Below are 9,871 nucleotides of genomic sequence, written 5' to 3'. Positions count from 1 at the left end.
AATCCATAATATCTCGAATCCAAGTCTTCAACATAATGGTGCTTATATGAAAGGCAACACCAAACTTTAACACAGCCTAGTATATAAACGTTACTTACTTATCTTATGCTCCTTTTGGAACAAATACTGATGTGAATCGTACATATAGAGGGTGGAGTGTAAAACAGCATAATTACCATTAATTGTATAAAATATAAATCCAAATCGTGTCAAAAAAAGACGAATAAATGGTAGAATGAAAGGTATATTCCACAATATGTATGTGACTTAGGGGGGATGTAAGTGAACGTTAAACAAACGAAACCAAAATCATTTTCAGAAATACTAGACGATACATTCAGACTCGTGAAAGAGAATTTTTCGTCGTTATTCTTTCTTGTGCTCGTGTCATTGGGGCCTCTTTATCTTATTCAAGCGTTATTTATGTTACTGAGCGGAAAAAGCTTTTTTAGAGAAACGGGGGAGGGAGGCTTCTTATCCAACTTAAACCAAACGGAAAATGGAGCTGATTTTCAAGGTACACTTCCAATAAATACAGATAGTATAGCATTGCTCATTACATATATAGTAATTATTTCAATCACAGGTATTGTCCTTTATATTATCTCTCAATCTTCCATTGTATTAGCTACGAAAAAAATCCATGAAGGGGAAGCGTGGTCCATCAAGCAGGTCATCAAGCAAGCATTTTCTAGATTTTGGCCGCTTTTAGGTAGTAGTCTGTTATTCATTCTTATGATTGTAGGTGCTTTTGCTTTCACTGTGCTTACATATGTAGGCGTTGCGAGAACATACCTGACTAGCATCGGAGGCACTATTGCTCTATTTATCATTGCTACGCTCGCATTAGCTGCTCTATTTATTTTCTTATTCACCAAAGTGAGCATGTTCTTTGTGGCCGTAACCTTTGAGCATGTCGCTCCTGGTATGAAGAAAAGCTGGAACTTAATTAAGGGAAGGTTTTGGCCGACTTTTGGAATGTATGTCGTGTGCTATATTATCATTTCGATGGTGGGCTCTGTTGTTAATCTAATCATGACGGCTATATTAGGTGGTAGTGTGCTTGGGTCGATGGTGTCCTATCTGGTTACATTGATTACGACGATTATTTTCTTTGTGGCGTACACGTTATTATATATCGATTTGAAAACGAGGAACGAGGCAGGAGATTTAAAAGACATGATTTCCTCCTATAAACAGGATGAGAATCCAGAAACACCTTCTCTATAAAATTGAGGTGAGCCGGCATGAGCCAATCAGAAAAAGCAAGGCAAGAGCTTGAAAACATCCTAAATAAAGAAGAGTATCAAGTCTATTATGAGGAAGATCAAAATGCGCTTGTTTTTTTACTTCGTAAAGGAGGAGAATGGCTTCTCCAACAGTTTCAAAGGCTGTTTCCAAATATTAAGATTACAGAAGGTACCATTGACGTCACACTTTATATTGCAGGTGCGATAGGGCTTGTTTTGTTGGTTTGGTTTCTCTTCTTAATCCAGCGTAATCTAAACAACAACAGTACATTACGAGCGAATAAACGGCCAATCGATCACGCCCATGAGCTAGAGTGGTCTGTTGAGCGCCACTTAAAAGAATCCGAGATACTCAAGGACAAAGAGGAGTACACGCAAGCGACACGTCACGTATTTTTAGCAATGCTTTTGCACTTTGATAATCAACAGTGGGTCGAAGCAAGAGTATGGAAAACAAACTGGGACTATTATGATGAATTAAAAAAAGTAAACGAATCATGGGCGAAGCAATTCTATGAATTAGCATTGTTATTTGATGAGATTACCTATGGGAATCGAATCGTACAAAAAGAAGAATTTGATTCTTACCAACATCAAGTCTTGGGTTGGCTATATCAGCAAGAAGAAAGCAGTTAAGCTCGAGTCAGGAAGGAGGTTGAGTAACGATGCGGCAAGCTGCTTTTCGAAATCAAACATGGTTATGGCTTGTAATTGTGTTAATCGTATTTATCACCTTAGGCATCCTTTTCGCAGGGAGTAAACCTAAAGAGTACACAAGCTTTCGATCCGATTCCCCTGCTCCAACTGGTGTGAAGGGTTTCTATACATATTTGCAACAAGAAGGCAGTAATGTAGATCGGTGGTACGGTAATCCATCTACCCTTCCAACGACTGAAGGTAATCAAGTTCTTATCATGGTTGGACCTTATTTTCGCTTTAACAAAGAGGAAACAAATCAGTATCGGAGTTGGATGGAGAGCGGTAACACCATCGTTTTGTTAAAAGATAATCCAGTTGATTACTTTAATGTTGATGTAGAGAATGTAAGTGAAACGAATGGAAGCACTACGTTTCAAACAATAGACGGAAACTCCCTTCAGGGTACGCTTACGGGAAATGTTCGTCTTCAGCTAGAAGAAGAGGATGAAGAAATCCTCTTTGATGATAAAGGAACCGTTGCATTGAAAAGGCCTATAGGGGATGGGCACTTACTTGTATCGATGCAGCCTGATTGGATGGAGAATGGAGAAATCTTACGTAAGGATCACATAGAAATCCTTTTGCACTTGATGGAACAAGCCGAAATGCAAGCTATTTGGATGGATGAGTACGTTCATGGACAGGAAAACATGCCAACGTTTATAACCGTATATCCCAAAATGTTACTGGTGTTTATCCTTCAAGCAGCAATCCTTTCGCTACTTGCTATATGGATGAAAGGGAAACGCTTTGGCCCGATTTATTTACCCAGAGAGGCGGAAGTGCGATTTGGTGATGAACGATTGCGAGCATTGGCAGCCTGGTATAGGCGATCGTCTTTTTACAATGAATCACTAGCCATTCAAACCGAATATGTAAGGCATGCCATGAATGAGAGATGGGGGATACCTCATCATTATAAAGCCCAGGATATGATGGAAGTCCTTGAATCTCGATTGTCAAAAGAGCAAGTGGACCTATGGAAAGAACGTGCGAATCAACTAGATTATGTAGAACAACACCATGAATGGTCGAAAAAAGAATATGTAGAATGGTCAAAGAAACTAGATGATATACGTAAAGGGGTGCAAGAAGGATGAATGAACGATTGAGTGCACTAATGGAACAATACAATCAACGAATTATTGGGCAAAGTCATAACCTTCGTTTACTACTATCCTCTATCTTAGTAGGGGGGCATGTTCTATTGGAAGGAGTTCCTGGAACAGGGAAAACACAAATGGTACGTACACTTGCTAGATTACTAGGTGGGGATTATAACCGTATCCAATTCACTCCGGATCTATTACCAAGTGATATTACGGGTAGCATGGTGTACAACATGAAAGAAGGAACCTTCTATACACTGAAGGGACCTATTTTTACAAATGTGTTATTAGCGGATGAAATTAACCGAACTCCTGCCAAAACCCAAGCAGCGTTGCTTGAAGCAATGGAAGAAAAGCAGTTGACCATTCAAGGCGAAACATACACCTTGCCTGCCCCTTTCTTTGTGGTTGCTACACAAAATCCCGTCGAATTTGAAGGAACATATCCGTTACCCGAAGCACAACAGGATCGGTTCTTGTTTAAGCTTCATGTGGAATTCCCTACTTATGAGGAAGAGATGGACGTCGTGAAACAAACGGTGGAAGCACTAGCCTCTGATGAAGATCCTGAACCGTTCTTAGATATGGAGACATTTTTGACGATGAGTGAGGAAATTAAACAGGTTACCGTAAACGATAGTGTGTATGACTATATCATGCAAATTGTTCGCAAGACACGGGAAACCGATGCGATACGTTTTGGGGCGAGCACGCGTGCTGGCATATCCATCGCTAAGGTGAGTCGAGCTTGGGCTTACCTGGCTGGCAGGAACTATGTAACACCAGATGATATTAAAATGGTCGCGATTCCTGCTTTGCGCCATCGTATTCTGTTAGCCCCTCATATGGAATTGGAGGGAGCAACCCATGACCAAATCATTCAAGACATTGTGGGAGCGGTTCCTGTTCCGCGATAGGGGAATCCTTCCTACCTTTCGTTTGATAGGGCTTCTAGCATGTCTTTCGTTTGGGTTGATTGTGCTATCTTTTATCACGGATTTATCCTGGACGGTTGTAGTAGGAAGTAATGTTGTGGCGATCCTGCTCAGTTTCAGTGATTTTTTGTTCATGCCGAAGAAAAAGGATTTAACCCTTGAGCGAACGATGAAGGAAGAAATCGAGCGCAATGCAGAGTATGAAGTGAAGATATCCATACAAAATGCATCACCCTATCAAGCTACATTTGACTTAATGGATGGGCTTCCTATCACATTTACGAGAAATTTCCCTGTAAAAGGTACTATACCTGGTCAAGCAAAGCTCCATGTAAAATACAAGACGAAGGCGCCTTTTCGTGGGGATTATCAGATTCAGAAGGTATATGTTCGGTATCGTTCTAAAATTGGACTATGGAAGCGTCAAGTATCGCCAAATGTTCATACTGATATTCGCGTTCTTCCGGATATGACGGAGACGCGTCATTTCTTAGAGAATGCACAGCAATTTTTACTCTATGAAGGGCAAACCATTAAAAAACGTCAGTTAGGCACAGGAGAGTTTGCAAAAATACGGAAATACGTGGTCGGGGATGACCTTCGTAAGATCAATTGGCGTCAAACAGCAAAGCTACAAGAACTCATGACAAATGAGCACGAGCCAGAGCACGGAAAGTACATATCCATCCTTATCGATTGTGGCCGTATGATGGGTGTCGAGCTTGAACATCACAATCGATTAGAGCGGTCACTCGAAGCCGCTCTAACAGTAGCGGCCGCTGCATTGCAAAAAGGGGATTATGTGTCAGTCCTTGCCTTTTCCAAGGATGTGAAAGCTTATGTGCCTCCTAACAAAGGGATGAAGCATCTGCAAACGATTATCCATGAGCTATATAATATAGAAGTAGATCCTTATGAGTCCAATTATGCCAGTGTGCTTCAGTATTTGCAGACGGTACAAAAGAAACGAAGCTTCATTCTTCTTTTTAGTGATGTGAGTACATTTTTATATGAAGAGGCTCATTTATTTTATTTGCAACGGGTACGTCGCAAGCATGTATTCATGATGCTTGGGGTGGAAAATCAAATGACAGATGCGTGGACGAGAGAAGTTCCAACAGACCAACAGACAGCGATGGTTAAAAGTATGGCTCAACGTCATGTCCTCGAGAAGAAAAAAGAATTAGCCAAGTGGGAGAAACAGGGGCTCCAATTAATCGAAACCCCAGAAGAAAGGCTAGCCACCAGTGCGGTTAGCCACTATATTGATATTATGAATCGAGGGCTGCTGTAGGCTGTTGTTTTTGTCGAATAAGTAGCTTCCCGATCGACACATATAGAACGAGACCAATTACTGTGATAAAAGCGACGAGGTATTTTGCTTCAAGAGAAATGGAAGCTGGTGTGATAAATCCTTCAATCAAGCCTGCTACGATAAACAGAGGGATTGTCCCTAAGAATAACTTAACGGAGCGAAGAGCCTGTGTTTTCAGTTGATAACTTCTTGGAAGCTCTCCGGGAACGAGTAATTTGTAACCCATTAATAATCCAGATCCACCTGCAATAAATATAGCTGTAAGCTCAATCAAGCCGTGTGGAACAATAAACGCCCAGAAATCATAGGCTTTTCCGTAGTGCCAGAAGAACGCTGCGAGGGCTCCGACAATGATGCCGTTATAGATTAATAGATACACGGTTAGCAGTCCAAAGGTAATTCCTCCCGCAAAAGCAAGAACGGCTACTCGAATGTTATTGGTCATAATTTCAGCAGACATGACAGGTGAGTTGACGCCTCCGTTATGGGAGCCAATTTTTTCAGGCTGGATAGCTGTAGACATGGAATCAGGCAAAATGGCGTAGAGGTGCATCGCATCCTGCCACACAGCTATGTATGCTCCGGCAGCTCCAAGTATAAATAGGGCCATGGCAACGAAGACAAACTTCCATTGGTTGGCGAGAAGCTGTATAAATGATGACCCAAAGAATTGTTTCAATTGCTGAAGACTCGATACTTGGTCTCGATAAAGCATGTTATGCGCTTTTCCAACGAGCTCATTTAAATAAGTAGTAGATTCTGCGTCTGGAAAATACGTTTGGCTATAGGACAAATGCTGGGCTGCCTTTTGATACAACCGTTGAAAGGACTCAAGTTGTTCAGCTGATTTTTGATTGTTTTTATGTAGTGCTGTGATTAACTCTTCTAACTGCGCCCATTCCTGACGGTGTTGTTGGACAAAGTGCTTATAATTCATCAAAACACCTACTTTGCAACGAATTAATTGTTTAGTTTCATTATAGAGACTCTATTGGAAAAAAGAAACAGAAATTCATGGACGTAATTCCATGCCATCATGTGAGGAAAGGAAGCTATTATGGGCCTTGAACAAGTGAACATTAAAACACCAGAGCACGTGTCTCTGCAATATAAGCTAGCAGGGTTAGGGAGTAGAGCCTCAGCACAAATCATCGATACAATAATCATTGCTCTTATGTATATTGGACTTATTGTTAGTGTGAACTACATTAACACAGGAGGCGTAGCGACGACACCAAACCTTACTTCTAATTTTTTGATAGCTATTGTCATTCTGTTTATTTTCTCGATCTACTGGGGCTATTTCTTTTTATTCGAATTGTTTATGGGAGGAAAAACTCCAGGAAAGAAATTATTTGGCATAAGGGTCATACATGAGAATGGGCAAAGTGCAACAGCCTTATCCTTACTTATTCGAAATTTACTACGAATTGTCGATTTTTTACCCGCTTATTATTTTGTCGGGATGTTAATGATTTTCCTTCACTCGAAGCATAAACGACTAGGTGATCTAGTAGCAGGGACGATCGTCGTTCACGAACGTAAATCGAAAGTAAGGAAGAAAAAGCTCACCCCACTGGAAAAGGTATTGGAACAACGGTCTATTACAAAAGATGACCTCGTCATAGAAGAGTGGACCCTGAAGCAAATGACTTCAAGGGAATGGGAATTAATCAACACGTACGCTTCTAGGTTTCCCCAGTTAGACAATTTGGAACGTAAAGAACTCACCCGGGAAATTGCAGCTATACTACTTCCGATGATTGGGTACGATATTGAGCAGAAGCAGATGGCGGAATTAGAGGAACTATTACTAGCATTCTACCTTCAGATGCACGAGGAGTGGGAGATAGAATTATAAAGTAAGAGTAGGGGAGCTATACATGAACCCGCACAAATTCATTGCATATCGGGTGGCGATACAGCCATATCGCATGAATACCAACGTATCGCGGTATGCGACACATCCATATCGGGGGGCGACACACCCATGTCGGGTGGTGATACATGCATCATGTTTTCAGCCTCCAAACCAGGGATGCTCTCTGGTTCTATCTTCATAAGACAAGCATAGGATGATAACAACTAAGATTTAAGTTTGAAAGGATATGCTTGTCTATGATTTCAAATAGAGCGAAGGTTGCGGCGTCTTTGTATGCTACGATGTCGATTAGTTTTTGGGGCATTTCGTTTGTTTCCACTAAAGCTGTACTGGATAAGCTCGATCCCTACACATTACTTGTCATTCGATTTGGGATTGGGGCTTTGTTTTTATGTCTGTTGTTACTCCTTATGCGCTCTTCTCTAAAGATTCCACTCACCTATATACCACATCTAATCGTGCTTGGGATTATTGGCGTCTTCGTCCATCAAATCTTGCAAGCTACTGCCCTACTTACGATTCACGCTTCCGATGCAGGATGGTTAATCTCGTTTTCTCCTGTTTTCACCGTTATGCTGTCGATGATTTTTTTACATGAGAAGATCACTTTACCTAGAGCTATAGGGATTATGCTAGCCGTCTTTGGCGTTCTTCTTGTTACGACCTCACGGAATGGACAATCTCTTCATTTTGCCTTAAATATCGGATTCATATTAATGATTCTAAGTACATTCAATTGGGCTGTGTTTTCCATACTGCTGAAGCGATTGAGGATACCTCTCCCCTCTCTTGTCATTACGTTTTATATGAGTTTGCTTGGGTTTGTATTAACGCTTCCCATTCTTATTAAAACTAAAGGCTGGGTGCATATGTCTTCGTTAACGACAGTAGAATGGGCTCACTTGCTGTTCTTGGGAATTTTTGTTTCAGGCGTAGCGTATTGGTACTGGGGGAAGGCGCATGAGGTGCTGGAGGCATCGCAAGCATCTGTGTTTATGTACCTTGAGCCAGTCGCTACGTTGATAGCTGCGATTTTACTTTTACAGGAAAAGATCATCTTCATAAGTGTTCTAGGTGGCATCATAATCATTGTAGGAGTCGTAATAGTGAATGGGCAGCGGGTCTTGGTGTTACAGAATGGACCTTGGAGAAAGCGCAAATAGTGGATACGCATATCCTAATCCACTATAAGGGATGTTGAGGGAAGATGAACAAGTCCCTTCCCTACTTATCTATAAGATTCCCAAGCGTTAAATGAATTCACTCAATAAAAGCCAATAACAAGGAGGATTTAAAGGAAGGTTTGGTGGTACGGGAATGTCGTCTGCTCTATATCCTACGATGAAACTGTCTGGAACTGTAGCAGAAGCCCATCCAGTAGCGAAAAATTCATCCACTATTGTATTATTCGAACTAAATATATCTGTAGTCCCTAAATAAAAGGAATCAATTCCAATGAGTCCTTTCCCGTCAGTGTTTTGTACGGTGTTACCATAAACAGCAATAAACTTAAAAAGATTCAGATTTGCACCAAACAGTAAGACAGGTACATTCCCTTCACTAATAGTAGTATTATCAATAATATACAATCCAAAATTCTCACCGATAAATTCTTCCATCACAAGAAGATGTCGTAACGTATTAGGCGAGGTCAATTGGGTATTATCTCTTATGACCAAGTCTCCTTGTAGTGTACCAGAGCTAGAACCCACATTCGTAATGATGATAAAACTACATCTTGTATCACCTGAATCAGAAACAAATGTATTGGTATCAATAATACTCTGGCCTGAAGTAGAAGCAATACTGATATATCGATAGCTATTACCAGCTAAAGCATTAGGGGCATAAGTGAAATCGCAATTTGTAATCTGAAACTCAGTTGCAATAAGGGAAACACCAAACTCGCATACCGAAATTTCACAATTATCGACATATATTTCTATGGCTAACAAATTCCCTACTCTAATGACGGATTCATTTGATGTGAGAGAAGGGAAATCTTGGATTATGGACATGTTTTGGAAAACCACATTCGATACGGTCACATTAAACATGAAGGTTACTGAGTTATTTGATGTGATCACAGTAGTTGCACCTTTTCCTTGCCCTTCAATGGTTACTGACTTGTTGACATTTAGGCTCGAATTAATCGTAAAAGTCTCAGCATCAAGCAATAATCGGTCACCATTCGTAGCGGCAGTTAAAGCAGCTTGAATAGTGGTATAAGTTTGCGTTGAACCTACAAGCAAGGTATTTCCAGTTGGGGCTGGGATGGACCTCGTTTCAGGAGGGACAGGCTCTTCTTGCTTGTAAAATGTATTCCCTGTGGATAGATCGATATAAAGATCTCCTGTATTACCGATACCACATGTTGGAGCCCCTACCCCTGTTAAAACAGGAGTACCTGGTGGTCCCTGAGGTCCTTCAGGTCCTGCTGGCCCCTCCGGTCCTGCTGGTCCTTGAGGCCCTGGGGGTCCAGGGGGCCCGGGAGGACAACGTGGAGGGAAGAAATCACATCCATCAGGAGGAAGTAATCTATTTACATCGCATTGTGTTTTTTTATTATTACGCATGTCATCACCTCTAAAAAATAATCGTTAATGAAATACTATGTTTAGAATGTTGAGGTGATTGTACAAAAACCTATTATGTGAATGAGTTAGGCACTTTTCTTCAGA

9 protein-coding genes are annotated in these 9,871 nt (G+C 41.0%); 7 read left to right on the top strand and 2 right to left on the bottom strand.

Going from position 1 to position 9,871, the window contains the following annotated elements:
• The first annotated feature begins 282 nt into the window (after window positions 1-282).
• From N782_RS03480 to N782_RS03460, 5 genes are read left to right on the top strand one after another with little or no spacing between them, the layout of a single operon-like run.
• Window positions 283-1,230 carry a hypothetical protein gene (locus N782_RS03480; protein ID WP_036816165.1) on the top strand — a complete coding sequence of 316 codons (948 nt, stop codon included), beginning with the start codon at window positions 283-285 and terminating at the stop codon, window positions 1,228-1,230.
• Between the two features lie 17 nt (window positions 1,231-1,247).
• On the top strand, window positions 1,248-1,886 hold the full coding sequence (locus tag N782_RS03475) for a DUF4129 domain-containing protein (RefSeq protein WP_036816163.1): 639 nt from the start codon (window positions 1,248-1,250) through the stop codon (window positions 1,884-1,886).
• Between the two features lie 29 nt (window positions 1,887-1,915).
• A complete protein-coding gene (locus N782_RS03470) occupies window positions 1,916-3,049 on the top strand; it encodes a DUF4350 domain-containing protein (protein WP_036816162.1) in 1,134 nt (377 codons plus the stop codon).
• The gene (locus N782_RS03465) at window positions 3,046-3,975 is read left to right on the top strand and encodes an AAA family ATPase (protein ID WP_036816160.1); all 930 of its coding nucleotides are present in this window, start codon (window positions 3,046-3,048) and stop codon (window positions 3,973-3,975) included. Before N782_RS03470 ends, N782_RS03465 begins: the two co-directional genes overlap by 4 nt.
• Window positions 3,926-5,287 carry a DUF58 domain-containing protein gene (locus tag N782_RS03460; protein WP_036816159.1) on the top strand — a complete coding sequence of 454 codons (1,362 nt, stop codon included), beginning with the start codon at window positions 3,926-3,928 and terminating at the stop codon, window positions 5,285-5,287. Before N782_RS03465 ends, N782_RS03460 begins: the two co-directional genes overlap by 50 nt.
• Here the strand turns inward: N782_RS03460 and N782_RS03455 are convergent.
• A complete protein-coding gene (locus tag N782_RS03455) occupies window positions 5,265-6,245 on the bottom strand; it encodes a stage II sporulation protein M (RefSeq protein ID WP_036816157.1) in 981 nt (326 codons plus the stop codon). The genes N782_RS03460 and N782_RS03455 overlap by 23 nt on opposite strands.
• A 120-nt stretch (window positions 6,246-6,365) precedes the next feature.
• Here N782_RS03455 and N782_RS03450 point away from each other — a divergent pair, with 120 nt between their 5' ends.
• Window positions 6,366-7,169, top strand: a complete 804-nt coding sequence (locus tag N782_RS03450; protein WP_036816154.1) for an RDD family protein — start codon at window positions 6,366-6,368, stop codon at window positions 7,167-7,169.
• A gap of 257 nt (window positions 7,170-7,426) precedes the next feature.
• Window positions 7,427-8,353, top strand: coding sequence for a DMT family transporter (locus tag N782_RS03445; RefSeq protein WP_036816151.1), 927 nt, complete (start codon window positions 7,427-7,429; stop codon window positions 8,351-8,353).
• Between the two features lie 87 nt (window positions 8,354-8,440).
• Here N782_RS03445 and N782_RS03440 read toward each other — a convergent pair whose 3' ends face one another.
• On the bottom strand, window positions 8,441-9,766 hold the full coding sequence (locus N782_RS03440) for a right-handed parallel beta-helix repeat-containing protein (protein WP_237582518.1): 1,326 nt from the start codon (window positions 9,764-9,766) through the stop codon (window positions 8,441-8,443).
• Window positions 9,767-9,871: the final 105 nt, after the last annotated feature.

It is taken from the genome of Pontibacillus yanchengensis Y32, assembly GCF_000770635.1.
In the GTDB taxonomy this organism is placed as follows: domain Bacteria; phylum Bacillota; class Bacilli; order Bacillales; family BH030062; genus Pontibacillus; species Pontibacillus yanchengensis.
Note: the sequence above shows the minus strand (reverse complement) of the source record. Positions and strands in the feature narration are given on the sequence as shown.